Source organism: Sphingobium sp. PNB (assembly GCF_019873065.1).
GTDB lineage: Bacteria > Pseudomonadota > Alphaproteobacteria > Sphingomonadales > Sphingomonadaceae > Sphingobium > Sphingobium fuliginis.
The window spans coordinates 71,154-96,940 of sequence record NZ_JAINEZ010000003.1 but is presented as its reverse complement, the minus strand read 5'-3'; the positions used below and the strand labels follow the sequence as shown (position 1 = coordinate 96,940).

The window sequence follows — 25,787 nt, the reverse complement described above, 5'->3', positions numbered from 1 at the left end:
CGGCGCCCGGGACGGTCCCCAACCCCTCCCCCGAAAGGGAGGGGCTATTTGCTTCTCAAAGGCTCGCGACGAACTTCTTGTAGGCGGCTTCGTTCATCAGGCCTTCCAGTTCGCTGGCATCCGTGACGCGCAGCTTGAAGAACCAGCCATCCTCTTCGGCATCGCTGTTCACCAGCGCAGGCTCGTCTTCCAGCGCGCTGTTGGTTTCCACGACCTCGCCGGAAATCGGCGCATAGACGTCCGAGGCGGCCTTGACCGACTCCACCACGGCCGCGTCATCGCCCTTTTCGAAGGTCGTGCCCTCCGCAGGCAATTCGACGAACACGATGTCGCCCAACTGCTCCTGCGCATAATCGGTGATGCCGACCGTGGCGATTTCGCCCTCGACATCGATCCATTCATGTTCGTCGGTGAAATAACGGCTCATAAATCAATCCCCTTCCGAAAAGGACTCAGGCTTTGCGGCGATAACGGTGCGGAACGAACGGCATCGGCGCAACCTCCGCCGCGATGCGCTTGCCGCGCACTTCGATTTCGAGCGCCGTGCCGATCGCGCTGTGGGGCAGGCTGACCCAGCCCATCGCGATCGGCGCGCCCACCGTGGGCGCGAAGCCGCCGGACGTGACTTCGCCCACCTGCGCGCCGCCGGCATGGATCGTCGCGCCCTCCCGCGCCGGCAGGCGGCCCTCGATCCTCAGGCCCACGCGCTTCGAACCCGGTCCGTCGGCCAATTCCTTCATCACCCGCGCATGGCCGATGAAGCCGCCTTCTTCCCGCCTGCGCTTTTGGATGGCGAAGCCCAGATCGGCGCCGATGGTGCTGACGGCAGGCGTCAGGTCATGGCCGTAGAGCGGCAGCCCGGCCTCCAGGCGCAGGGAATCGCGTGCCCCAAGGCCGATCGGCTTCACCTGCGGCAACGCGCAGAGCGCATCGGCCAGCAGCGTCACATCCGCGGCGGGCACGCTGATCTCGAAGCCATCCTCGCCGGTATAGCCCGACCGGCTGATCCACAGCGGAACGCCGCGCCAGGTGAAGAGGCCGGACTGCATGAAGATCAGATCTTCGGTTTCCGGGACCAGCGTGGCCATCGCCTCCCCCGCTTCCGGCCCCTGCAAGGCGAGCAGGGCCTGCTCGTCCATGTGATTCATCACCACTTCATCGGGCAGATGCTCGATCATCCAGCCGATGTCGTCATATTTGGTCGCGCCGTTGACCACCATATAGATGTCCGCGCCGTCGAAGGCGCCGTCTCCCAGGCGGGAGACCATCAGGTCGTCCAATATGCCGCCTTCTTCATCGAGCAGCATCGAATAGCGCTGGCGAAAGGGCTTCAGCCCCTTGATGTCGCTCGGCAACAGGATTTCCAGCGCGTCGTCCACGCCTTCGCCGGAAAAGCCGATCTGGCCCATATGGCTGACGTCGAACAGCCCGGCATGTTCGCGGGTCCAGGCATGTTCGGCCATGATGCCTTCATATTGGATCGGCATGTGATAGCCCGCGAAGCCGACCATCCGCGCGCCCCTGGCGCGGTGCCAGCCATCCAGCGGCAGGTCCTGCAACGGCAATTCTTCTTCGAGATGGGCGATGTCGTCATTGCCGGACATGAGGGGCGGCCTTTCCGTGCGAGGGTCATTGGCGACAGACGCGCCCGTCCGGAGTCGGACTCATCGCGTTTGCCACCCCCTCTGTCACGGAACCTGAGAGCTTTGACCACCAGTCAGGCGACCGGATGGCTTACCCCTTCGGTGGGACGGCGCGAACCGTCCGCTTTCCAGAGTGCCTGCCCATGATGCGGTCCTTTGGCCTGAGAGATTCCGGGGCGGTTGCTCCTTCGGCGACGGGGCGGCCTGAAAGGCTTCCCATGCTCTCCCGCATCAAGTCCGATGACCGAATCCACGGCACCGGCGACAGTTCCGCATTGCGTGAAACGCGCCGCGCCGTCAATCGCTCAATCGGCGCCTTCCTCTTTTGCCAGCCGTTCGGCCAATATGCGCGCGGCCTGCCGCCGTTCGATCAGCCGCCGGTTGGCCGATGCGTCGTTCAGGACCAGGGCGCCAAGCCCCTCCTCCCCTTCGAACAGGCGCAGGAAGCGTTCGACGCCGGCGAAATTGGAGTCCGCGACCAGATGTCGCACCAGGTCGATCCGCCCCGACCAGAGCCGGTCGCCCTGCGCGCGCAGCAGGTCGGCAAGATCCTCAAGCTGGGCCGCGAGCGCGGCGATCTGCGGATGAAGGGCCATGACCCGATGCGTAGAGCGGTTTCAGGGCAAAGGAAATGCCGGACCGTCGCGAATCTCCGGACAATGGCTCAGGCCAGCGCCAGTTCACCGAAAATCTCGGCATGCCGCTTTTCGGCATAGCGGTCGGTCATGCCCGCGATGAAGTCCGCTATATGGCGGCTGCGCCGGGGTTCCAGCGTCGCGCAATCGTCGCGCCACTCCTGCGGCATCAGTTTCGGGTCGGCCTGATAGGCGCGAAACAGATCGGTCACGATCACGCGCGCCCGGTCGGCGGCCGCCAGTTGCGATGGGTGGTGATAGAGCGTCGCATACATGAACCGCTTGAGATCGCGCTCCTGCGCGGCGAGTTCGGGCGAGAAGCCGACCAGCGGGCGTCCGGCCCGGCGAACGTCGTCGGCGGTCTCCACGCCCGCCGCAAGGATGTTGGCGCGGGTGGCGGCGATCAGGTCGTTCGCCATCACGCCGATCTGTTCCCGCACCAGTTCGCGCAGCAGGCGATCCTCCGGCACATCGGGATAGCGCGCGCGAACCCGGTCCCAGCAGCCTTTCACCAGCGGCACGCCCAGAAGCTGGTCCAGCGTCAGCAGGCCCGCGCGCAGCCCGTCGTCGATGTCGTGATTGTCATAGGCGATGTCGTCCGCGATCGCCGCAAGCTGCGCCTCCAGCGAGGCATGGCTGGCAAGGTCGAGCGGGAACAGCGCATCCACCTCCCGCATGGCCCAGCCGGGCCGCGTGACCGGGCCATTATGCTTGGCCAGCCCCTCCAGCATCTCCCAGCTCAGATTGAGGCCGCGGAACAGCGGGTAGGGACTTTCCAGCAGCATCAGCGTGCGCAGCGTATGCGCATTATGGTCGAAGCCGCCATGCGCGTCGAGCGCCGCCTCCAGCGCATCCTCCCCTGCGTGGCCGAAAGGCGGATGGCCGATGTCGTGCGCCAGGCAAAGCGCTTCGGTAAGGTCTTCGTTGAGGCCCAGTGTCCGCGCCGTCGTGCGGCCGATCTGCGCCACCTCCAGGCTGTGGGTCAGCCGGACGCGGAAATGATCGCCGTCGGGCGACACGAACACCTGCGTCTTGTGGCGCAGGCGGCGAAAGGCGATGCTGTGGATGATGCGGTCGCGGTCCCGCTGGAACATGTCGCGGGGCCCCCGCACCTCCCCGCCGGGTTCGGCATGGAGGCGGCCCCGGCTCCGGCCGGGATGCGAGGCATAGGATGCAAGCAGCGTCATGCCGCGCCCTTTAATGCCGTTTTCGACCATTGCCGAGTCGTTCGATGTTCCGATCGATGGGAAATCGCCCTATTTCGCCGGAAGCCGCTCAACCACTTCCCCGGCATCGCTTTTCCAGGCGAACACGTCCGCGCCCGTCGCCTTCAGCTTGTCCTCCAGCGCCCTGGCCCGCGTGAAGCTGCTGAACGGCCCGACAAGCAGGCGATTGGTGCGGCCCCAGCTCGCCACCCAGGCGTCCTGCGGTTCGAGCGAGTCATATTTCTTGCGCAATCCCTTCATGGTGAAGGCCAGTGCGCCCTTGTTCGCACCCGTACCGACCTGAAGCCAGTTGCGCGAGGGATTGGCGGCAAGGCGGGCCTTTTCCTCGGCCGCCTTCTTCTTTTCCTCAGCCAGTTGCCTGGCCTTGGCATCCGCTTCGGCCTTCGCCTTGGCGGCGGCGGCCTTCTTCGCCTTTTCCGTGGCAGCGGCGGCGGATGCCTCCCGCTCGGCGCGGCGGGCGGCCTGGATCCGGGCGACCTCCGACAGGTCGACCGCGACGACGCTCGACTGGCGTTCGGATTCCGGCACATCGATGGCGTGGATGATGTCCGCCAGCGAATGGGTGACGGCCGGATCGATCTGCGGCTGCGGCGCAGGCGTTGCGGTTGGTGGCGGAGCGGCCGGCTGAGCCGACGGCGCGTCCACCCCGCCCTGTGGCGGGCTGGACGTGGGGGGCGCCGATGCCTGCGCCAGCGTGATCGCGTTGAGCTGGCTCGGCGGCGGGCTGGCGGGCGCCGGGCTTTGCGCCGGGACGGATTCGAAGCCGGGCGCCGGCGGGCCCTGCACATTGGAGGTGGCGGGAGCGGCGGCGGAGGCGGCAGCTTGCGGCGCGCGCTGCGGCGGAGGCGGCGTCTGGGTCTGGGTCTGTGGAATGGTGGAGGTGGGATCGGGCTGGCCTGGCGCTGGCGCGTTACGGGCCGGCGCTTCGGCCTGCGCAAGCCTCGTGGCGGTTTCGGTGCCGCGCGAACGACGATCCTGCTGCGCGGATCGGGCCGGCGGCGGCGTCCGGGCAGCGGGTTGGCTGGCTGGCGGTGCGGCAGGCGTGGCGGACGCGAAAGCGGGCGGCGTGGGCGTGATGGCGGCGACGGTCGAACCGACATTGGCCGGGAAATGCCCGAAATGCACCGCCGCCGCCTTCTGGGCAGCGGTCAGATAGGGCATTTTCTGCATATAGGGCAGGATTGCCGTGGCAAGCTGCGACGGCATGGTCTGCTCCGCGATCTTCCTGGCGTCGGCCTGTCGGTTGTTCATCGCCAGGATGAACGCCCGGTAGCGCCAAGCCGCCCGGTCGCTCTTGTAGAGCAGCGGTTTCAGCACTCGTTCCGCCGCATCGACCTGGCCGGAAATACCAAGCGAGGCGGCATAGCGGTGCGTGAGTTCGACATCGTCCGGTGTCCGCTGGAGCGCCGCCTGATAGTCGCGCTGCGCGCCCGCCTGATCGCCGGTCATATCCTTGGCAAGGCCCCGGTCGGACAACAGGGTCGCTTCGGGAAAGCCCAGCCGCGTCGCCTGATCGAACAGGCGCAGCGCTTCGGCGGGGTTCTGGTTCTTCAGCATGACGCGGCCAAGGCCCGCCTTCACCTTGCCGTTGTTCGGCGCCAGCGTGTCGGCCCGGGCAAAGAAACCCGCCGCCGCCCGCGCGTCGTCCATGTCCAGCGCAGCCTCGCCCGCGCCGATCAGCGCCGTCACGTCACGCGGATTGGACGCCAGCCGCGCCAGATGATTGTTGAGGTTTTCCGCGCTGGAAGGACGCATCGCCTGCACCTGGGCGGGCTGCGCCAGAACCGGTTGCGCCAGCGCGGTGCCCGCTAGAAGCAGTCCGCGGAGAATCCATATGTCATAACGTCTCACAGACAGCCCTTTAGCGGATGGAGGCGGGACAAGGGAATATGTCGAAAGAAAAAGCGCGCCCGGTTGCCCATGGCAGCCGATGGCGCGCTTGTCAGTATGCCCCGGGGCGAACCCCGCAGCCGATTACTGGTTGCTCTGACGGTTCAGGAAACGCGGAATGTCGGGCGTCGGCGCGCCCTCATCGCTGGCGGCGGCGCCCTTGTCGGCGCCGCGGGTCAGGCCCGCCATCCGCTCGAACAGCGTGCCACCGGTGGCGACGCGCGGCGCGGCCTGCGGCGCCGGAGCGGGCTGAACCGGCGCTTCTTCAGCCGCATCCTCACCCAGCAGCAACTCGTCCTGCGAAGGGTCTTCATCCGAAAACACTGCGGCAGGACGCTGCGGACTGAAAGGCGCAGGCTTCGCCGCCGCCGGCGCTGCGGCAGGCGGGGTCAGCGGAGCCGGGGCCGGCGCGGCGGGCACGTCGAGTTCCAGCGTTTCAGGCTCGGCTTCCGGCGCGGGCGCAGGAGCCGCGACCGGAGCCGGCGCAGGCTGCGGCGCGGGCTTGGGCGCGGCGGCGGTCGGCACCGCGACGGCCGGACGGCTGGCGAAGCTGAACGGCTGGGTCAGCGGCGCGGCATTGGCTCCCGCATCGCTGTCGATGCCGGTGGCGACCACCGATACGCGGATCTTGCCGTTCAGATTGTCGTTGAAGGCCGAACCCCAGATGATGTTCGCATCGGGATCGACCAGTTCGCGGATGTGGTTGGCGGCCTCGTCCACTTCCATCAGGCGCATGTCGTCGCCGCCCACGATGGAGACGATCACGCCCTTGGCGCCACGCATCGACACGCCGTCCAGCAGCGGATTGGCGATGGCCTTTTCAGCAGCCTGCAGAGCGCGGCCGTCGCCTTCGGCTTCGCCGGTGCCCATCATCGCCTTGCCCATTTCGCCCATCACGGAACGGACGTCCGCGAAGTCGAGGTTGATGAGGCCCGGCATGACCATCAGGTCGGTGATGCCGCGCACGCCCTGCTGCAGCACCTCGTCCGCCATCTGGAAGGCTTCCTTGAAGGTGGTGTTCGGGTTGGCGATCAGGAACAGATTCTGGTTCGGGATGACGATGAGGGTATCGACATGCTTCTGCAGTTCCTCGATGCCCGCCTCCGCCGACTTCATGCGGCGATTGCCCTCGAAGGTGAAGGGCTTGGTCACCACGCCGACGGTCAGGATGCCGCGGTCGCGGGCGGCCTTGGCAATGACCGGCGCGGCGCCGGTGCCGGTGCCGCCGCCCATGCCTGCGGCGATGAAGCACATATGCGCGCCGTCCAGCGCCTGCTCGACCGAGGCGATGGTCTCTTCAGCGGCGGCCTTGCCGATTTCCGGGCGAGAGCCGGCGCCCAGCCCTTCGGTGATCTGCGGGCCAAGCTGGATGCGCCGTTCCGCGGGCGAGGCATTCAGCGCCTGCGCGTCGGTATTGGCGACGATGAAATCCACGCCCTCGACGGAGGCGGCGATCATGTTCGCGATGGCGTTGCCGCCCGCGCCGCCGACGCCGATCACCGCGATGCGTGGCTTCAACTCGTCCACATGCGGCGGGCTGATTTCAATGCTCATAAATTCTAGCTCCCTCCAGCTTCGGTGACGTGAGCGAAACTGTCATCGAAGGTTAATGCAACAGATGATGGCGTATTTCACCAGTAAAATTCGTCTGACCTGTGTTTATTTCAATAGTTCGTCTTCATCGCCTTCACCATTCTCTGCCACCATGCTGGCGCGCCGATACGATGAACGGTCTGGGGAGCGGGCGCTATCGTTCTAAGATCAACCGGGTTCGAAGCGCCGTAAAGCGCAAGTCCGGCCAGCGTCGCGAAGGCCGGGCCGCTATGCGCCTCCGGCATGGCGGCCAGGCCGCGCGGCCGTCCGATCCGCACCGCGCGGCCCAGCGCGCCCTGGGCATAGTCGGCAATGCCCTTCATTTCCGCGCCGCCGCCAGTCAGCACGACCTGCCGTCCGGTAGGCGTGTTGAAGCCCATGCCGGCGAGCGCCGCATTCACCTCCACCATGATCTGGTTCAACCGCTCGCAGATCACCGCCACCAAAGCGGCGCGGGTGATCTTGCCGCCATCGGCATTGGGGCCGGCGCTCTGCCCCGGAATGGCGACGTCGCCATGGGGCGCGGCGATCTCTATCATGTCGCGGAAGTCGCGGCGGTTCTGCATGGCCGACCCATAGAAGCATTTAATCCGCTCCGCCTGGCTGCGGCGGATGCCGAAGGCGGAGGCGATGTCGTCCGTGATGTCGGACGCGCCGATCGGAATGCTGTGCAGCCCGACCAGCATGCCGCCTGCATAGAGCGAGACATTGGTGACGCCGGCGCCCAGTTCGACCAGCGCCACGCCCAGGTCCCGCTCCTCTTCCGACAGGCAGGCGAGGCCTGTGGCAATGGGGGAAGCCACGATGGAGTTGACGTTCAGATAAGCGCCGCGCACGCAGAGGTCGAGATTGGCGAGCGGCGCCCCGTCGGCCAGCACGACATGGATGTCGACGCCCAGCAGGTCCGCATGCATGCCTAGCGGCTTCTTCACCGGCACGCGGCCGTTGATGGTGAAGCAGGTCGGCTGGGCATGCAGAACCACGCGCCCGTCCGGATCGATCCCCTGCTGGCCGGTGGTCAGAAGGTCATCGATGTCCGCCTGTTCGACGCGATAGCCGCCCATGTCGCGCTCGACCGTGACGACATCGCTGACCAACGAGCCGCCGGAGAAGCTGACCCACACATCCTCGATATTCGTGCCCGCGACGCGTTCCGCCTGTTCCACGGTTTCCCGGACGGCGAGTTCGGTCCGCTCCATGTCCGCGATGAAGCCGCGCCGCACCCCCCGGCTTTCGCGCTGGCCGGTGCCCAGGATCGCCAGTTCGCCATTTTCGGTGCGCCCCGCAATCAGCGCGGACACCTTCCACGATCCGATGTCGATCGCGGTGACGAACTTCTCGACCTTGGGTTGAGCCATGGGGGTTCAGCCTTCCTCGCCCTTGGCGGGCGCTTCGGCGCTCGCATCGGGCTTGTCGCCGGACGAACCGCTTCCCTGGCCCTGCGGCAGGCGCAGCACGAAACGGTCGGGATCGCGCATGTCGAACTTGACGATGCCCCGGCCCAGCAGGCGGTTCACCCCGTCCATCCGCGCGAAATTGACCAGCGCCGTGGCCGACGGCTTGTCGCCTTCCGGCAGGGAAAGCGTCTCCCCCGACTGAAAGCGCAGGTCCCAGCGCCGGTTCCCGACCCAGGTGGCGCCCGCCAGCATGGGTTTGAGCGCGGGCGCATTTTCCATCAGCCTGTTGAGGCCCGCGGTCTGGAGATTGGCGTTGGGACCGACCACCAGCGGCAGGTCCGGCATCGCCCCGGCGGACACCGATTGCAGCACCACGCCGGCCACGTCGATCAGGTGAAGCTGTCCATCATGCTGCCACACCGCGACAGGATCGCGTTCGACGATGTCTACCACCAGCGTATCGGGCAGGCGGCGGGAAATGCGCGCATCCTTGACCCAGCCGAGCTTCAGCATGTCGGCCCGCACCTTGGGCAGGTCGAGCGAAAGCATGGACCGGCTCACCTGGCCCAGGGCGATATTGTAGATGGGCAGTTCGTCCATCCGCTCGACGCCGCGCACTTCGACCTTCTCGACTTCGAAACCGGCCTGGGCGGCAAGTTCGGACGCCTTCTGCCCGGCCATGGCGGGAACGCCCATCAGCATGGCGATGCCGACCAGCGCCGCCAGCACGATGCCGACGATGGTCCAGCTCGCCATGCGCTGGAGCGCTTCCTCGCTCACCGGCAGCTGGTCGATCAGGCCGTCGATCCAGCTCCGCTGCTTGACCGAACGCCCTCGCCCCCCGCTGCGGCCGCGCGCGCCGGTCGTTCGCGTCAGCCGCGCCGTTCCGCCACGCCGGATGCGTGCTTCAGCCATGCTTCGCCCCCCCATTGGCTGCAATTCGGGCGCCGTTCAGCGCGTCCTCGACTATACGCTCCACCAGCTCGGCATAGTCAATGCCCAGCCTGACCGCCTGTTCGGGCACGAGACTGAGCGGCGTCATGCCCGGCTGGGTGTTCACCTCCAGCAGGAACAGCCCGTCGATCCCCTGTTCGTCGTCCCAACGGAAATCGGCGCGCGACGCCCCCTTGCAGCCCAGCAACCGATGCGCGCGCAACGCGATTGCCTTGCAGGCTTCGCTGATCTCCTGCGGAATATCGGCGGGACACACATGCTCGGTCATGCCGTCGGTATATTTGGCGTCGAAATCGTAGAAGCCGCTTTTCGGGCGCAATTCCGTGACGAGCAGCGCTTCGTCGCCCAGCACGGCGGTCGTGAGTTCCCGGCCGCGAATATAGGGCTCGGCCAGCAATTCCTCGAAATGCAGCCACGGTCCCTCGACATCCCGGCCGATGGGCGATCCATAATTGCCGTCCCGGGTCACGATGGCGACGCCGACCGAACTGCCCTCATTGACCGGCTTCACCACATAGGGGCGCGGCAGGGGATCGCCCTCGAACAGGCTTTCGCTGGGCACGATATGACCGCCGGGCATGGGGATGCCATGGGGCACCAGCGCCTGCTTGGTAAGCTGCTTGTCGATCGCGATGACCGAGGTGGCGAGGCCGGAATGGGTGTAGGTGAGGCCCATCAGGTCCATCATGCCCTGCACCGTGCCATCCTCGCCGGGCACGCCGTGAAGGGCGTTGAACACGACATCCGGCCTGGCCTCCGCAAGGCGCAGCGCGACGTCGCGGTCCATGTCGATCCGCGTAACCCTGTGGCCGCGCGATTCCAGCGCCTTGGCGACGCCCTCGCCCGACGAAAGCGAAACGGGCCGTTCGGCGGACCAGCCCCCCATCAGGACGGCAACATGCCAGGGGCCACGAGTCATGTATCTGTTCCTTCAACCAGCTGAACGCCCACCCTTTGAATTTCCCATTCGAGGTCAATGCCGCTCTTTTCCTTCACCCGGCGGCGTACCTCCTCGCCCAGCGCCTCTATATCCGCGCTGGTCGCATCGCCCAGGTTGAGGAGGAAATTGGTGTGCTTTTCCGAAACCTGCGCGCCCCCCCGTTGCAGCCCCCGGCACCCGGCCTCATCCACCAGCTGCCAGGCCTTGTGACCGGCCGGGTTCTTGAAGGTGGACCCTCCGGTCTTGCTGCGGAGCGGCTGGCTTTCCTCGCGGGCGGTCGCGATGCGGTCCATCTCCGCCTGGATGGCCGCGGGCTCGCCGGGAAAGCCCCGGAAAACCGCGCTCACCACGACAGCGCCGTCGGGAAGAGTGCTGTGGCGGTAAGTGTAGCCCAATGCATCGACCGGCAATGTCACCCGCTCGCCGGACCGCAGTACAACCTCGCATTCCACGAGAATATCGCAGGTCTCACGACCATAGGCGCCCCCGTTCATCCGCACGAAGCCGCCGACCGTGCCCGGAATGGAGCGCAGGAATTCAAGCCCGGCGATCCCTGCATCCCGCGCAGTCGATGAAACGAGGATGCCCGAGGCCCCTCCCCCGCAGCGCAGGCTGGTCGCATCGACCTGCTCCACCTTGGCAAGGGGCTTGCCAAGACGCACCACAACGCCCGGAACGCCGCCGTCCCGCACGATCAGGTTGGAACCGAGCCCCAGCGCCATCACCGGGATCGCCGGGTCCAGCCGGGTGAGGAAATCGGAAAGATCGTCCGCGTCCTTCGGCTCGAACAGCCATTGCGCGACGCCGCCCGCCTTGAACCAGACGAGCGGCGCCAACGGCGCATCGGCCTTGAGCGAACCGCGAACCGGAGGAAGGGACATTGCCGCCAGCGTCAATCGCGCATCCCCCAAAGCCGCATCCAGCCCTTCATCGCCTTCATGCCCGCCTCGCCCGCGCGGGTCGCGGCGAGGCCCGCATCCACATTGCGCTGGGCGGCGTCGACCATCTGCTGCGCCGCTTCGACGCCCTGCATCTGGATGTCGATCATCCGTTTCTGCATTTCCAGCCCGACATTGAGCAGTTCGAACATCAGGCGGCTTCCCTCTCCGCAACGGCGGAGGCCAACCCCGCCGCCCATTTGGTAATGTCGCCCGCGCCAAGGCAGATGATCATGTCATCCGCCTGCACATCGGCGGCGATCAGGCGGGCAAGATCGTCCGCGCCCTCGACCGTCGCGGCGTTGCGATGGCCCCGGCGCTTCAGCCCTGCGACCAGTTCCGCGCTGTCCACGCCCTCGATCGGCTGCTCGCCGGCTGGATAGACCGGGGCGGCATAGACGATGTCGGCATCGTTGAAGGCCTGCTGGAACTCGTCCATCAGGTCGCGCAGGCGGGTGAAGCGATGCGGTTGGACCACGGCGATGACCCGGCCTTTCGCCCCTTCGCGGGCGGCAGCCAGCACCGCCTTGATCTCGACCGGGTGGTGGCCGTAATCGTCGATCACCGTCGCGGCGCCGCCACCGACCGCGATTTCCCCGACCTTGGTGAAGCGTCGCTTGACGCCGCCGAACTTGGCGAAGCCGGTCTGGATCGTCGCGTCATCGATGCCCATCTGCAACGCCACGCCGATCGCCGCCATGGCGTTCAGCACATTGTGGCGGCCCGGCATCGGCATTTCGATACCCTCGATCCGGCGGAGCGAACCGTCGCGTTCCCGGATCTGCACGTCAAAGCGGTTGCCGCCGGGAATCGGCTGCACATTTTCGCCGCGAATATCGGCCTGGGCGGAGAAGCCATAGGTGACGATGCGCCGGTCCTGCACGCGCGGCAGGATCGCCTGCACCTCCGGATGATCGAGGCACAGCATCGCCGCGCCGTAGAAAGGCACATTCTCGACGAATTCGACGAATGCGTCCTTCACCTTGTCGAAACTGCCATAATGGTCGAGATGCTCGGGATCGATATTGGTGACGACCGCCAGCGTGCCGTCCAGGCGCAGGAAGCTGCCGTCACTCTCGTCGGCTTCCACCACCATCCATTCGCTGTTGCCGAGGCGGGCGTTGGAGCCGTAGCTGTTGATGATGCCGCCATTGATGACGGTCGGGTCCACCCCGCCCGCATCCAGCAACGCCGCGACCATCGATGTGGTCGTGGTCTTGCCGTGCGTGCCCGCGACGGCGACGGTCGATTTGAGGCGCATCAGTTCCGCCAGCATTTCGGCCCGGCGGATGACGGGGACGCGGCGCTCCAGCGCCAGATCGACCTCCGGATTGCCCTTCTTGATCGCGGTGGAGGTCACGACCACGGCGGCATCGCCCAGATTTTCGGCCTTGTGACCGATCATCACGGGGATGCCCTTCTTGCGCAGCCCCTCGACCACATAGCCTTCGGCGACGTCGCTGCCCTGAACCCTGTAGCCCAGATTATGCATCACCTCAGCGATGCCGGACATGCCGATGCCGCCGATGCCGATGAAATGGATCGTGCCGATGTCGGTGCCGACACCCTTCATGCGTGGGATTCCTTGCTGACAGAATAGAGAGAGCCGTGGGGGGAGGGTTTGGCGTTCTTCATGCAGGAACACCCTGCAAATTGAGGCTGGTGGGCGTCGGACCGACACGCAGCGGGTCATTGATGATGGGCGCCGGGCCAATGCTTTCCAGCAGATCCGCCATGTCGCGGGCCGCATTCGGGCGACCGCAGGCGCGGGCGCGCTTGGCCGCATTCTGGAGCGCGCCGGGTTCCAGCGCCATCTTCTGCATCTGCTTGGCAAGTTCCACAGCCGTGAAGCGCGCCTGCGGAATGGTGCGGGCGCCGCCGGCCTCGGTCATCTCGCGGGCATTGGCGGTCTGGTGGTCGTCCATCGCGCTCGGCAGCGGTATCAGGATCGCCGGACGCCCCGCACAGGTCAGTTCCGCCAGCGTCGAAGCGCCCGCCCGCGCGATGACAAGGTGCGACCAGCCCAGTTTTTCCGGGACATCGTTGAAATAGGTCGCCAGGTCCGCCGGGATTTCGAGATCGGCATAGAGCCGGCGCACCCGCTCAATATCCTCCGCCCGGCATTGCTGCGTCACCTGCAGGCGCCGGCGCAGGCTGAGCGGCAGCATGCCCAGGCCATCGGGCACGACGCTGGAAAGGATCGTCGCCCCCTGGCTGCCGCCGATGACCAGCACACGGAACACGCTCTCGTCGGTCAGCGCGGGAAAATCCTCCTCGCGAAGCTGCTTCACCTCCTCGCGCACCGGATTGCCGACGAGGTGGACCTTGCCGGCATATCTGTCCTTGAGCCGCTCGACATCCGGATAGGCGGTCGCGATGGCATCCACCCGTCCCGCCAGATAGCGGTTCACCCGGCCAAGCACGGCATTCTGTTCGTGAATGGCCGTCGGAATGCCATCGGCCAGCGCGCCCAGCAACGCGGGCATGGCCGGATAGCCGCCAAAACCCACAACGGCCGTCGGGCGGAACGTCTCGTTCAGACGCCGCGCCATCGCCCGGCCCGCCAAAATCGCCTTCAACGCGCCCGGCCAGCTCCTGGGATTCCGGGTCATCCGCCCGGCGGGCATGACATGGACCTGTGCCCGGTTGTCAGGGGCCTTGTCGAAAATGCCAGGTATCTTGGCGCCGCGCTCATCCGTCACCAGCGCGACATGATGGCCGCGCAGCATCAGCTCTTCAGCAACGGCATGCGCCGGAATCATATGACCACCCGTCCCGCCGGCGGCGAGGACGAAGTGTCGGGAAATGCTCATCGACCACTCCATTTGACGACCGTGTGCCGACCCATGAAGGGGTTGCGCCGCGTGAATGCGAGCAACAGGCCGACGCCGATACAAAGCGCCAGCATAGAGGAGCCGCCATAGCTGATAAAGGGCAGCGTCATGCCCTTGGACGGAAATATCTGGGCATTGACGCCCATGTTGATGATCGCCTGAAGCCCGAACTGGGTGGTGAGGCCCGCCGCCGCGAGAATGGTGAAATTATCGTCCTCGTCCAGCATGCGCAGGAACACCCGCACGACGATCGCCAGATAGACGCAGGCGATGCCGATGCAGGCGAGCAGGCCGAACTCTTCCCCGATGACCGAGAAGATATAGTCGGTATGCGCTTCGGGCAGGCGGAACTTGTTCTGCCCGCCGCCCGGCCCGACGCCCAGGAAGCCGCCATGGGTGATGGTGCGGAAGGCCAGTTCGGTCTGGTCCGGCCCGACATCCTGCGCGACGCCGATGCCCAGGAAGTCGTTGATGCGCTGACGTCCGTTCTCATAGAACATGTACATCAGCACCAGCCCGCCAAGCCCCGCGCCCGCCATCCCGCCGATGAAGCGCATGGACACGCCCGACAGCAGCAGCAGGCCGCCCCAGCAGGCGAGGAAGATCACCGTCTGGCCGAAGTCCGGCTGCTTCATCAGGATCGCCGCGATCAGCAGCGTCAGCACGCCGGTCAGCGGGATCACGGGCAGCGTCATGTCCTTGCCGCGCAGCGACAGCAACCAGGCCATGGTGACGACATAGACGGGCTTGAGGAATTCCGACGGCTGGAACCGGAAACCCGGCAGGTCGATCCAGCGCTTGGCGCCGTTCACCACGGAACCCAGCACCGGCACCAGCAGCAGCGCCACGGCAAAGACGATGCACAGGATAAAGGCCAGCCGGCGCGCCTGCGTCCGGGGCAGCATGGAGATCACCAGCATGATCGGCAGGCCGATGAACACCCACATTAACTGGCGGTAGAAATAGATGAGCGGCGTCACCGAAACCGTACTGGTCGACCGGTCGATCGCCGCCACCGGGGAGGCCGCCGCCACGGCGACCAGCCCGATCGCCATCAGCGCGACGATCAGCGACAGCAGCACGCGGTCGATTTCCCAGAACCAGATGGCCAGCGCCGTACGCTCACGCGGGACGGTGCGGTTCCTGAACTCCTTTACAAGATCGCCTGCCCTCGACATGCCCCCCAAAGCTCCTCCGATTCCCTTTATTCCAGCGCGGCGACGGCAGCGGCGAAGGCATCGCCCCTCGCCTCGAAATCGCGGAACTGGTCGAAACTCGCGCAGGCTGGCGACAGCAGCACCACGTCACCCGGCTGCGCCACCCGCGCAGCGCGGCGAACGGCGGCCGATAGCATTTCCGAATCGTCCACCGCCATATGCGGGCGCAACAGCTCAGCGAACATGGGGCCCGCTTCGCCGATGGTATAGGCCTGGGCCACATTGGCGAACCAGGGCGCGCACTCGTCCAGATTGTCGGTCTTGGCCAGGCCGCCGACGATCCAGTGCAGCCGCCTGCGGCCATCGACCGGCGGATAGGCGGCCAGCGCCGGCGCGGTCGAGGCGGCGTTGGTCGCCTTGCTGTCGTTGACGTAGAGGACGCCGTTCAGTTCCCGCACCCGCTGCATCCGGTGGGGTAGGCTGGCATAGCTTTGCAGGCCCTGTTCGATTGTCGCTTCGCCGATGCCCAGCGCGCGGGCGACCGCGATGGCGACGGCGGCGTTCTGGGCGTTATGCGGGCCTTGCAATGCGGGCCAGCCGGCCTGAGCGGAGGGATCGATGTCGCCCGATCGCACCTTCACAACCCCGCCATTCCCGCCTTGCCGGGAATGACGGATGGAATGGAATATCCCCCGGCTCGGCTCATCTTCCGTCGCGATTACCGCAACATGCCCGGCTGACTGCATCGCGAACAGCCGCGCCTTGGAGGCTACATAGCCTTCAAAGCCATTATAACGGTCGAGATGATCCGGCGTGATGTTGAGCAGCACCGCCACATCGCAATCCAGGCTGCCCGTCAGGTCGATCTGGTAGCTCGACAGCTCCAGCACATAGACGCCGCCCTCCGGCAACGGGTCCTGTCCCAGGATCGGCAGCCCGATATTGCCGCCCATCCGCGTGGGAATGCCCGCCGTCTCGACGATATGATGGACCAGAGCGGTCGTGGTGGACTTGCCGTTGGTTCCGGTGAGCCCCACCACCCGATGCTTGGGCAGGCTGGGCCGGGCGAGCGCGAACAGCTCTATGTCGCCAATGACCGGCACCCCCGCGAGCTTCGCATGCATGGCGATGGGATGCTTGTTGAGCGGCACGCCGGGCGACACCACCACGCCGTCAAAGCCCTTGAGGTCGATTTCGGTGGGATCGGCCAACTCCGCCTTGCCCATAACGGCGGCGCGCGCCTCGTCCCGGCTGTCCCATGCCACGACCTCAGCCCCGCTCGCCGCCAGGCACTCGACCGTGGCGAGGCCGGACCGCGCCAGCCCCAGCACCGCATATTTCCTGCCTGCAAAGACGTCGGAAACGATCCCCATGGCGCTCACCGCAGCTTCAGCGTGGCGAGGCCGGCCAGCGCCAGCACGAAGGAAATGATCCAGAAGCGGATCACGACGGTCGGCTCGGCCCAGCCCAATTGTTCGAAATGATGGTGGATCGGCGCCATCTTGAACACGCGCTTGCCGGTGCGCTTGTAGAAGAAGACCTGGATGATGACGGACATCGCCTCCACCACGAACAGCCCGCCGATCACGCCCAGCACGATCTCATGATGCGCGGTGACGGCGATCACGCCGATCGTGCCGCCGAGCGCCAGGCTGCCGGTGTCGCCCATGAAGACGGCGGCGGGCGGCGCGTTGAACCAGAGGAAGGCGAGGCCCGCCCCGATGATCGCGCCGCACAATATGGTGAGGTTGCCCGCCCCCGGCACATGCGGAATGCCAAGATAGCCCGCAAAGTCGGCGCGCCCGACCAGATAGACGATGGCCATGAACGCCATGCAGGCGATGATGACCGGCATCGTCGCAAGCCCATCCAGACCGTCGGTCAGGTTCACCGCATTGCCGAACGCCACGATCACGAAGGCCGCGAAGAGGAAATAGAACGGCCCCAGTTCGATCGCCGGACCGTTGTAGAAGGGCACGTACAGCGCGGTATTGCCATGCTGGCTGACGATCAGCCACGCCGCGAAACCGGCGATCAGGAACTCGAAGGCCAGGCGCATCTTGCCCGAAAGCCCCTTGTGGCTGGCTTTCGTCACCTTGTCATAATCGTCGAGGAAACCGATGGCGCCGAAACCCAGCGTCACGAATAGGCAGGCCCAGACATAGATGGAGGAAAGGTCCATCCACAGCAGCACCGACGACACCATGGACGTCAGGATCATGAGGCCGCCCATGGTCGGCGTGCCGCGCTTGGCGAGGTGCGTCTGCGGGCCGTCGTCACGGATCGGCTGCCCCTTGCCCTGCCGCACGCGCAGCCATCCGATGAAGCGCGGCCCGATCAGCAGGCCGATGATGAGCGCGGTCGCGATCGCCGCGCCCGCCCGGAAGCTCAAATAGCGGATGAGGTTGAACACACCCGCGAAATCCATGGTCTGGGCAAGCCAGTAGAGCATCAGTTCTTTGCTTCCTGTAGCGCGGCGACAAGGCGCGAGAGGCCGATGCCGTTCGATCCCTTCACCAGGACCGCATCGCCCGCGCGTATTTCATGTCGAATGAGGTCGGTGGCGCTGGCTGCGTCGGATACATGGTCGAAGGCGATGATGCCGCCCAGCGCTTGCGCCAGCGGCTCCATCTCCTCGCCCACCAGCACCGCATAATCCACTTGGCCCGCCGTCAGCGGTTCGACCAGCCCGGCATGCAATTCGCGGCTGCGGTCGCCCAGTTCGCGCATCCCGCCCAGCACGGCAATGCGGCGCTCCGCCTGCTCCCGGCCCAATTGCCTGAGCGTCGCCGTCATGCTCAACGGATTGGCGTTATAGCTTTCGTCGATCAGCAACGCCTCGCCGCCCTCGACAGGCAGGATGCTCCGCTGACCCCGACCCGGAAGACCCGGCATTTCCGCCAGCGCCAGTCCCGCCGCCGCCAGATCGCCGCCCAGCGCCTCCACCGTCGCCAGCACCGCCAGAGCGTTGGAAACCCAATGTTCGCCCGGAGCCCCCACGGTGAAGCACAGTTCGACGCCCGGCAGCGCCGCCGTGACCAGCGTGCCGCCGCCCACCGCAGGCACGGTTTCGCGGGCGCGGACATCGGCCTCCGGATCGAAGCCGAAGGTCAGGATTCGTGCCGCATGCTTCTCCGCCTTGGCATAAAGGGTCGCGACATGCGGGCTGTCATAGGGGATGACCGCCGTGCCGCCCGGCTCCAGCCCTTCGAAAATCTCGGCCTTGGCCTCCGCGATCTTCTCCTCGGTGCCGAAAAATTCGATATGGGCCGGCGCGATGGCGGTGACGATGGCGACATGCGGCCGTACCTGCCGGGTCAGCGCCGCCAGTTCGCCGGCATGGTTCATGCCCATTTCGAACACGCCAAAGGCGGATTGGCGCGGCATGCGCGACAGGCTCAGCGGCACGCCGACATGATTGTTGTAGCTCTTGACGGAGCGGTGGACCTCCCCCGGACAGGTACGGTCGAGCGCATGGAACAGCGCCTCCTTGGTGCCGGTCTTGCCCACCGATCCGGTGACGCCGACCACCTTGCCCCGCATCCGCGCGCGGGAGGCGCGACCAATATCCTCCAGCGCCGCCGCGCTGTCGGGCACCAGCACATGCGGCTGCGCGATCGGCTGGCTGACGATGGCGCCCGCCGCGCCCTGACCGAACGCCTTGTCGACGAAGCGATGGCCATCCGTGGCCTCGCCCTTCATCGCGACGAACAGGTCGCCGCCCGTCACTTCGCGGCTGTCGAACGCCACGCCAGAAACGGCGAAGGGCGCCGAAGCGACGCCCCCCGTGGCCTGCGCAATCTCTTCGGAGGTCCAGAGTGCGCTCATCCGGCGCATTCCCGCGCCACGGTCACATCGTCGAAGGGCAGCACCCGGTCCCCGATGATCTGGCCCTGCTCATGCCCCTTGCCTGCCAGGAGGACAATGTCGTCCGCGCCTGCCTGAGCGATGGCGGCGGCGATGGCGGCGCGGCGACCGCCAATCTCCTCCGCGCCCGGCGCGCCCGCCATGACGGCGGCGCGGATGGCGGAGGGCTCCTCCGAACGCGGATTGTCGTCGGTGACGATCACATGGTCGGCAAGGTCCGCCGCCACCTTGCCCATTTGCGGCCGCTTGCCCGCGTCGCGATCCCCGCCCGCGCCGAACAGCGCGATCAGCCGACCCCGCGTATGCGGCCGCAGCGCCTCGATGGCGGCACGCAACCCGTCGGGCGTATGGGCATAGTCGACATAGACCGGCGCGCCCGTCCTGGTGATGACGGCCCGCTCCAGCCGCCCGCGCACGGGCTGCACCCGGCCCAGCAGTTCCAGCACCTTGCCCGCATCCTCGCCGCCGGCAATCACCAGACCGGCGGCGGTGAGCGCATTGGCCGCCTGATAGGCGCCGATCAGCGGCAGGTTGACCTTGTGGCTTTTGCCTTCAACCTCGACGTCCAGCGTCTGGCCCAACTGGGTCGGGGTGCGGTTGGCAAGGCGCAATGCCTGCCCCTGCACCCCGACGCTCAGCACACGAAGCCCCCGCTTCGTAGCCCGCTGGATAACCTTTTCCGACCATGCGTCATCGGCCCAGACGACCGCCGCGCCCTGCGGCTCGACCACCTCGTCGAACAGCCGCATCTTGGCATCGAAATAGCTGTCCATGTCGCCATGATAATCGAGATGATCCCGCGACAGGTTGGTGAAGGCGGCTGCGGACACGGGCAGTCCTTCAGTGCGATATTGCGCCAGCCCGTGGCTCGACGCCTCGAACGCGGCATGGGTGATGCCCTCGCGCTTCAGGCCCGACATGTTGGCGAGGAAGGTCACGATGTCCGGCGTGGTGAGCCCGGTGGAAACCTGATCCACGGAGGTGGTCACGCCCAGGGTGCCGATGGAGGCGGATTTATGCCCCAGCATCCGCCAGAGCTGCCGGGTCAGTTCGACGGTGGAGGTCTTGCCGTTGGTCCCGGTGACGGCAACGGTCACCTCCGGAAACGGCGCGAAATAGCGTGCGGCGAGCTGCGCGAACAGGCGGCGGGGGTTGTCCGACGCGATATGGATCGCGCCGTCCACCCGCGCCTCCGGCCGGGCGACGACCGCCACCGCCCCTGCCTGCACGGCGGCGGGAATGAAGTCCTCGCCATTGACCCGCGCTCCCTGGAAGGCCCCGAACACCGTGCCCGGCGCGACCTTCCGGTTATCGATCGCGAAGCCCGATACCGGCAGGTCCAGCGACGCGCCTGTATCGAGCTTCGCATCCAGCCCCTCGATAAGCGACCCGAGGCGCATTATTCTTTCTCCTTGTCGCCGTGCAGCAGCGGCATGAGGTCGGAAATGTCGACGTCGCGCCGCTCGTCGGGCAGCACGCCCAGCATCGGCCCGGTGCGTTCCACCACCCGCTTCACGACCGGCGCCGCCGTCCAGGCGGCCGTGCGCAGGCCATATTGACCCGTCGCCTCGTCCATAGTGACGAGGACCACATAGCGCGGATTGTCCATGGGAAAGGCAGAAGCGAAAGTCGTCACCAGCGAAGTCTTGTTATACCGGCCCTCTTGGGGCTTTTCGGCGGAACCCGTCTTGCCGCCCACCCGGTATCCCTTGGCGTCGGCGCTGCGACCTGTACCCGCCGCCACGATCATGCGCAACAGTTGGCGCATGCGCGCGCTGGTCGCGGCGGAGAAGACGCGGCGGCCCTCCGGCACCTCGTCCGCCTTCAATTTGCGCAGGGTAGCGGGCCGCCACAGTCCCCCATTCACCAACGCCGCATAAGCCGAAGCGAGATGCAAAGGCGTTACGGCGATGCCATGGCCATAGGAAACGGTCAGCGTCGTGATGCGCCCCCAATTGGCCGGCCAGAGCGTGCCTGCCCGTTCGTTGAGCTCGATCGGCGCGCGCTGATCGAAGTGCAACTCCCGGAAAAGATGCTGCAAAGGCTCCGCGCCCATCTGGTCGGCGATCCGCGCAGTACCGATGTTGGAACTGTGCACCAGGATTTCCGGCACGTTGATCCAGCGGCCGAGCGGATGGTCGTCCTTGATCCGGAAGCCCGCAATGGCGAGCGGCGCCGTCGCGTCATAGGTCTTCGCCATGGAAGTGACGACGCCGCGATCCATCGCCGCGGCAATGGACAGCGGCTTGAACGCCGATCCCAGTTCATAGCGCGCCTGCACCATATGATTGCAGAGCGGCGATTCGCTGCAACTCTTGCCCGCATAATTTTGCAGCTTGTTGGGATCGAACACGGGGATAGACGCCATGGCGATCACCTCGCCGGTATTGGCGTCCAGTATCACGCCGCCCGCCCCCTTTGCGCGGGTCTGGACGAGCTGCGCGTACAGCTCGCTTTCCAGCGCGCCCTGCACGCGGCTGTCGATGGACATGGCGAAGGGCTGGCCGCGCAGCGCCGCATCGGTCAGCCGGTCGTTGAACGCCGCTTCCACGCCCATGCCGCCCTTGCCGTCCGTATTGGGCGCAAAGCCCATCACATGCGCCGCCAAGGTGCGCTGCGGATAGAGCCGCTCCTTCTCGCGCGGGAATTCGATGCCGATCTCGCCCAGGGCGTTCACGGCCGCCACCTCTTCCGGCAACGCGCGACGGCGCAGATAGGCCCAGCCGCGCCCGGTCAACTTCTTGTGGAAGGCGGCTTCCGGTTCGTCGGGGAATATCTCATGCAGCTTGCGCGCCAGTTCAGACGGGTCGCCGATCAGTCGCGAAGGCCGCACCGCAATCGAATAGGCATCCATGGTGCGCGCCAGCGGCACGCCGTTGCGGTCGACAATGTCGGCCCGCGCAGGAAGGCCGCCCATCGCGTCGCCGCCCCGCCCGTTGCCGGCGAAGACCCCCACCCAGGTCAGGCGCAGGATCAATACCGCCGTGATCGCCATGAACAGGATCAGCAGCAACATCAGCCGGTTATGCGCGATCGCCGTCAGGTCGACGCGCTGCTTGCCCGCTCTCGCGCCGCCCGGCTGAACGATGATCGTCGCCATCTAGCGATCCCCCTTGGCGCGCTCGCGCTTCGCCTTGGCGCTGATGTCCCCCAGCGTGCTGTCGTCGAGCAGCTTCGCGTCCAGCATCGCCATCCGCTCCGCGCGGCGGGCGACGGGGTTGGGCTTCGTCGTATCGGCGTCCTCCTTCGCCTTTTCCTTGGGCGTCTTGACGGGCGGCGCCTTGGCGATCTTGTCGACATTGTCCGCCGCATGCGCCTCCCGGATCACGGCGATGTCGCTGCGGATCTGGGTCGGCGCGGGGCTGGCGGGCGCGGCCTGCGGCGCCGACGGCAGATCGGCGGGCGTCTGCACCATCGCCACCATCACCGGCGGCGCGACATAATCGGGCCCATTGGGCTGCACCCCGTCGAGATGCGCCAGCGCCCGCTCGCCCGCCAGATATTGCTGGGCGGTGGGCGTCGCATACATGAAGTCGTCCTGGTTCCAGCGCTCAAGCTGCCGCATGTTCGCCCGCGCGCTGAACTCGGTCTCCAGATAGCGGATGTCGGCCTTCGCCCGCGCGATCTGCGCCCGCACCTTCATCAACTCATTACGCTCGGTCGCGACCTTGAGCGACACCAGATAAGCGCCCAGCGCCCCCAGCGCGACCAGAAGGATCCAGATCAGGCTCTGCAATCTCTTGACCGCGATCATGAGCGGGGTTTCCTGTCTTGGGTTCGGCGGGGGGAAACAGGGGCGGACGTGCGAACGGCGCTGCGCAGCGTGGCGGATCGGGAGCGGGGGTTGCGCGCCAGTTCCGCCATGCCGGGCCGCACCGCCTTGGCTGGCCTTTCGAAAGTCGGCACGGGACCGGACTGGAGCTGGGGCAAATGGCGCGATCCGCTCGCCTCGCTGCCGCTGCGGTTGCGCAGGAACTGCTTGACGATGCGGTCTTCCAGGCTGTGGAAGGTGACGACCGCCAGCCGGCCGCCTTCCTCCAGCATCGCCTCGGCCGCTTCCAGCCCCCGCTCCAGTTCTTCCAGCTCGCGATTCACATGGATGCGGATCGCCTGGAAGGTGCGGGTCGCGGGGTCCTTCTTGTCATGCGGCTTGTGGCCAAGCGCCTTGCGCACGACGCCGGCAAGCTGCCCGGTACGCTCCAGCGGCCGCGCCTCGACGATCGCCTTCGCCACGCGGCGCGAGCGGGGCTCCTCGCCATAGCGATAGAGGATGTCGGCAATCTCCTGCTCAGGGGCATTGTTCAGGAAATCGGCGGCGCTCATCCCGCTCCGGCTCATCGTCATGTCGAGCGGCCCGTCGCCCTGAAAGGAAAAGCCCCGCTCCGGCCGGTCGAGCTGCATGGACGAAACGCCGATGTCCAGCGTGACGCCGGAAACCGATGTCACGCCCCGGTCCGCCAGCAGTTGCTCCATCCGCGAAAATTCGCCCGCGATCAGGGTGATGCCCTTTGCGTCGGCCAGCGCCTGCCCTTCGCGAATCGCGTCGGGGTCGCGGTCGAAGGCGAAGACCCTCGCCCCCTTGTCCGCCATGGCGCCCGAATAGCCGCCCGCGCCGAACGTGCCGTCGACATGGACCTCGCCGGGGTTGATGGCGAGGGCGTCGAGCACTTCGTCGATGAGCACCGGAATATGGCGCTCGGGGTCCTTGGCATGATCGGCGGAAGCGCTCACCTGGCCCCTCCCGCCGTCCGCTGGTCCAGCCAGCGGCGAACCTTGTTGCGGATCAGTTCCGGCCGGTCCTTGCTGTCGACCAGCGTTTCCGGCTTCCAGATCTGGATGTAGCGACCCACGCCGTAGAAGAAGACGGCGTCGGCGATGCCATATTCCTCCTTGATGTCGGGATGCATGGCGAAGCGGCCGCCGTCATCGAAATTGACCTCCTCGATCGTGCCGAGGCGGCGCTCCAGTTCCAGATCGGCATCATAGTCGCGCCCCGCGGCGCGCGCTTCGCGGGCCAGTTCCTCGACTTCGGTGAACAGGTGGCGGCGGTGCGATTCGCCAAAGCCAGTGGCGCAGGGGTTGCCGCCATGGACCGAGAGAAAAAGCCGGGTTTCATTGCCGCTGGACAGCTTGACCTGCCGGCGCATCTCCAGGGGCAGCACGAAACGGCCCTTGCCGTCCGCGACGCTGAATGCGTTGCCCGTATAGAGAATGACTTCCGACACTTTTGGACTGCTGCCCCTCTGTTCCCGGGGCGCAGGCTATCGCCAGCCGGATTCGCGCAGAGACGAACCGGCTCACAGGACTAGCAAAGCCTGACAAACCCCTATGGCTTTCAAATACCAAGCCACGGGGTGCAAGAAAAGGGATATTTTGGGAAAAGCCGGGAAATCCTGTTTTGTTCTGGTAATTAACCCTCTTTAAATGGCGTTGGCCGGGCAGGACGTGGCGAAGAAAGGTCCAAGGGAGCCGCCCCGCGCCGCCGGAAAAACACGGTTCCCAAGGCCGCCCAGAAAATCCCGACGAGGACCGCCCAGCGAACGGCGTTGACCAGCGCGTCACCCGACCGGACCCAGCGCCGCCCTGCCGGAAGCGTGGCGCCCAAAGCTTCCGCCACGAACTGCGGGGTATCGGCGGTCCATTGTCCGGGCTCCAACGACGCGGCGGCATCCGCGAGCCAGAGCCTGTCGTCGATCAGATCGGCATCCGCGACGATGGTTGCGCTGCCCTTCCCCACCATGCAGCGCGCCACCAACCCCCGCCCCACGATGCGGCACTTCGGCCCCGCATCCTCGAAACCGGAGGCGGAATAGACGGTCAACACCCGCCCATCGCCCAGAAAATGACGCTTTTCGCCCGCGCTGGGGGGCGTCAGCCTGACGCCCCAATATTCGATCATCGCCGCGAGCAAGGTGACGGCCGGCGGTCGCCGCCGGTCGCCCAACGGCAGGTCCATCGGCCAACGCAGTTCCGGATCGGCCAGGACCAGCGCCTTGCCGCCCCGGCCGATCCATCCGTTCAACGCGACCAGTTCATCCATCGAAAAAGCCCGCGGCTGGGCCAGGAGAAGCGTCTTGGCAGGGCTGTTTTCCAGAGCGAGCGGCGAATCGAGGGGGCTCAGATCGAATCGCTGGCGGAGGACGGTGACGATGGGCGCATCCACCTGGGCGCCATCGCGCCAGAATAGCGGCAGTCCGGTGATGACGGACAATTTGGCAGGATGAGGCGCGCGCTGAACAGCCGGCTCCTGAGCCAGCCAGCACGCCGCGAGAGCCAGCAAGGCCAGGCCCATCGCAGCAATCCGCCCTGTTCCTGCGAAGGCAGGAACCCAGTCCCGCCATTTGGACCGGGCGGTCGCGAGCCATTCGTCTCTCTCGAGCGCGTTGGTGGGAACACGGAACATCAATCCCGCAAACGTGGCCGCCAGCACCACCGCAAGCAACCAAAGCACGGGCAGCAAAGCCGGCACGCGCCAAGCCGCCAGAAACGCGCAGGACAGCACCGTCCCAACCGTTCCCAGCCCGGCCCACCACGCCGCCCAGTCCCCCCGCCGCGCCTTCAGCACAGCGGCCATCGGGATCGACAGCAGCGCCGGAACCATCCAGCCCCGAGGATCGACCTGCCCGGTCCGCAGCAGCGCGGGCAACCCGCCGAGCAGCACCAGGAGCCCGGGCAGAGCCAGCATCACAAATGTCCGAAGCGCAGCCTTCAAG

General features: G+C 66.5%; 23 protein-coding genes and 1 riboswitch. All 23 genes read right to left on the bottom strand.

The annotated features are described in order from the left end of the window. Window positions 1–55: 55 nt before the first annotated feature. Window positions 56–427, bottom strand: coding sequence for a glycine cleavage system protein GcvH (gene gcvH, locus K7W03_RS02030; RefSeq protein WP_013040940.1), 372 nt, complete (start codon window positions 425–427; stop codon window positions 56–58). 25 nt (window positions 428–452) lie between these two features. Then, window positions 453–1,604: a glycine cleavage system aminomethyltransferase GcvT gene (gcvT, locus tag K7W03_RS02025; RefSeq protein ID WP_222885408.1), complete on the bottom strand. Its 1,152-nt coding sequence runs from the start codon at window positions 1,602–1,604 to the stop codon at window positions 453–455. Between the two features lie 178 nt (window positions 1,605–1,782). Further along, window positions 1,783–1,882: riboswitch (glycine riboswitch) on the bottom strand. 66 nt (window positions 1,883–1,948) lie between these two features. After that, window positions 1,949–2,239, bottom strand: coding sequence for a hypothetical protein (locus tag K7W03_RS02020; protein WP_025549578.1), 291 nt, complete (start codon window positions 2,237–2,239; stop codon window positions 1,949–1,951). Between the two features lie 68 nt (window positions 2,240–2,307). Continuing rightward, window positions 2,308–3,465, bottom strand: a complete 1,158-nt coding sequence (locus K7W03_RS02015; protein ID WP_025549577.1) for a deoxyguanosinetriphosphate triphosphohydrolase — start codon at window positions 3,463–3,465, stop codon at window positions 2,308–2,310. A 69-nt stretch (window positions 3,466–3,534) separates the two neighbouring features. Then, entirely contained in the window at window positions 3,535–5,355 is a 1,821-nt protein-coding gene (locus tag K7W03_RS02010; RefSeq protein WP_319024282.1) for a tetratricopeptide repeat protein, read from the bottom strand. Between the two features lie 123 nt (window positions 5,356–5,478). Beyond that, window positions 5,479–6,948 carry a cell division protein FtsZ gene (gene ftsZ / locus K7W03_RS02005; protein ID WP_140042427.1) on the bottom strand — a complete coding sequence of 490 codons (1,470 nt, stop codon included), beginning with the start codon at window positions 6,946–6,948 and terminating at the stop codon, window positions 5,479–5,481. Between the two features lie 110 nt (window positions 6,949–7,058). Then, window positions 7,059–8,345, bottom strand: coding sequence for a cell division protein FtsA (gene ftsA, locus K7W03_RS02000; RefSeq protein WP_025550635.1), 1,287 nt, complete (start codon window positions 8,343–8,345; stop codon window positions 7,059–7,061). Between the two features lie 6 nt (window positions 8,346–8,351). Further along, a complete protein-coding gene (locus K7W03_RS01995) occupies window positions 8,352–9,299 on the bottom strand; it encodes a cell division protein FtsQ/DivIB (RefSeq protein ID WP_222885407.1) in 948 nt (315 codons plus the stop codon). Further along, complete coding sequence (locus tag K7W03_RS01990; RefSeq protein WP_222885406.1) at window positions 9,292–10,257, bottom strand: D-alanine--D-alanine ligase; 966 nt, start codon at window positions 10,255–10,257, stop codon at window positions 9,292–9,294. Before K7W03_RS01990 ends, K7W03_RS01995 begins: the two co-directional genes overlap by 8 nt. Beyond that, window positions 10,254–11,159, bottom strand: coding sequence for a UDP-N-acetylmuramate dehydrogenase (gene murB, locus K7W03_RS01985; RefSeq protein WP_413469293.1), 906 nt, complete (start codon window positions 11,157–11,159; stop codon window positions 10,254–10,256). Before murB ends, K7W03_RS01990 begins: the two co-directional genes overlap by 4 nt. Before the next feature lie 11 nt (window positions 11,160–11,170). Further along, entirely contained in the window at window positions 11,171–11,368 is a 198-nt protein-coding gene (locus K7W03_RS01980; RefSeq protein WP_025550630.1) for a hypothetical protein, read from the bottom strand. Then, window positions 11,368–12,789 (bottom strand): UDP-N-acetylmuramate--L-alanine ligase, encoded by a 1,422-nt coding sequence (murC, locus tag K7W03_RS01975; protein ID WP_025550629.1) that lies wholly within the window; start codon window positions 12,787–12,789, stop codon window positions 11,368–11,370. The genes K7W03_RS01980 and murC overlap by 1 nt, the downstream gene beginning before the upstream one ends. Window positions 12,790–12,847: 58 nt before the next feature. Then, window positions 12,848–14,029 (bottom strand): undecaprenyldiphospho-muramoylpentapeptide beta-N-acetylglucosaminyltransferase, encoded by a 1,182-nt coding sequence (gene murG / locus K7W03_RS01970; RefSeq protein ID WP_025550628.1) that lies wholly within the window; start codon window positions 14,027–14,029, stop codon window positions 12,848–12,850. Continuing rightward, window positions 14,026–15,228: an FtsW/RodA/SpoVE family cell cycle protein gene (locus tag K7W03_RS01965; protein WP_025550626.1), complete on the bottom strand. Its 1,203-nt coding sequence runs from the start codon at window positions 15,226–15,228 to the stop codon at window positions 14,026–14,028. The genes murG and K7W03_RS01965 overlap by 4 nt, the downstream gene beginning before the upstream one ends. A 26-nt stretch (window positions 15,229–15,254) precedes the next feature. Beyond that, on the bottom strand, window positions 15,255–16,580 hold the full coding sequence (gene murD / locus K7W03_RS01960) for a UDP-N-acetylmuramoyl-L-alanine--D-glutamate ligase (protein WP_222885445.1): 1,326 nt from the start codon (window positions 16,578–16,580) through the stop codon (window positions 15,255–15,257). 5 nt (window positions 16,581–16,585) lie between these two features. Further along, entirely contained in the window at window positions 16,586–17,659 is a 1,074-nt protein-coding gene (gene mraY / locus K7W03_RS01955; RefSeq protein ID WP_025550622.1) for a phospho-N-acetylmuramoyl-pentapeptide-transferase, read from the bottom strand. Beyond that, window positions 17,659–19,035 (bottom strand): UDP-N-acetylmuramoyl-tripeptide--D-alanyl-D-alanine ligase, encoded by a 1,377-nt coding sequence (locus K7W03_RS01950; protein WP_222885404.1) that lies wholly within the window; start codon window positions 19,033–19,035, stop codon window positions 17,659–17,661. Before K7W03_RS01950 ends, mraY begins: the two co-directional genes overlap by 1 nt. Next, a complete protein-coding gene (locus tag K7W03_RS01945) occupies window positions 19,032–20,474 on the bottom strand; it encodes a UDP-N-acetylmuramoyl-L-alanyl-D-glutamate--2,6-diaminopimelate ligase (RefSeq protein WP_044660137.1) in 1,443 nt (480 codons plus the stop codon). The genes K7W03_RS01950 and K7W03_RS01945 overlap by 4 nt, the downstream gene beginning before the upstream one ends. Continuing rightward, complete coding sequence (locus tag K7W03_RS01940; protein WP_222885403.1) at window positions 20,474–22,174, bottom strand: peptidoglycan D,D-transpeptidase FtsI family protein; 1,701 nt, start codon at window positions 22,172–22,174, stop codon at window positions 20,474–20,476. Before K7W03_RS01940 ends, K7W03_RS01945 begins: the two co-directional genes overlap by 1 nt. Further along, the gene (locus tag K7W03_RS01935; RefSeq protein ID WP_025550614.1) at window positions 22,175–22,828 is read right to left on the bottom strand and encodes a hypothetical protein; all 654 of its coding nucleotides are present in this window, start codon (window positions 22,826–22,828) and stop codon (window positions 22,175–22,177) included. Further along, window positions 22,825–23,805, bottom strand: coding sequence for a 16S rRNA (cytosine(1402)-N(4))-methyltransferase RsmH (gene rsmH, locus K7W03_RS01930; protein ID WP_222885402.1), 981 nt, complete (start codon window positions 23,803–23,805; stop codon window positions 22,825–22,827). The genes K7W03_RS01935 and rsmH overlap by 4 nt, the downstream gene beginning before the upstream one ends. After that, window positions 23,802–24,299 (bottom strand): division/cell wall cluster transcriptional repressor MraZ, encoded by a 498-nt coding sequence (locus K7W03_RS01925; protein WP_025546944.1) that lies wholly within the window; start codon window positions 24,297–24,299, stop codon window positions 23,802–23,804. The genes rsmH and K7W03_RS01925 overlap by 4 nt, the downstream gene beginning before the upstream one ends. A gap of 185 nt (window positions 24,300–24,484) precedes the next feature. Next, window positions 24,485–25,759, bottom strand: a complete 1,275-nt coding sequence (locus tag K7W03_RS01920; RefSeq protein ID WP_226869626.1) for a hypothetical protein — start codon at window positions 25,757–25,759, stop codon at window positions 24,485–24,487. Between the last annotated feature and the right edge of the window lie 28 nt (window positions 25,760–25,787).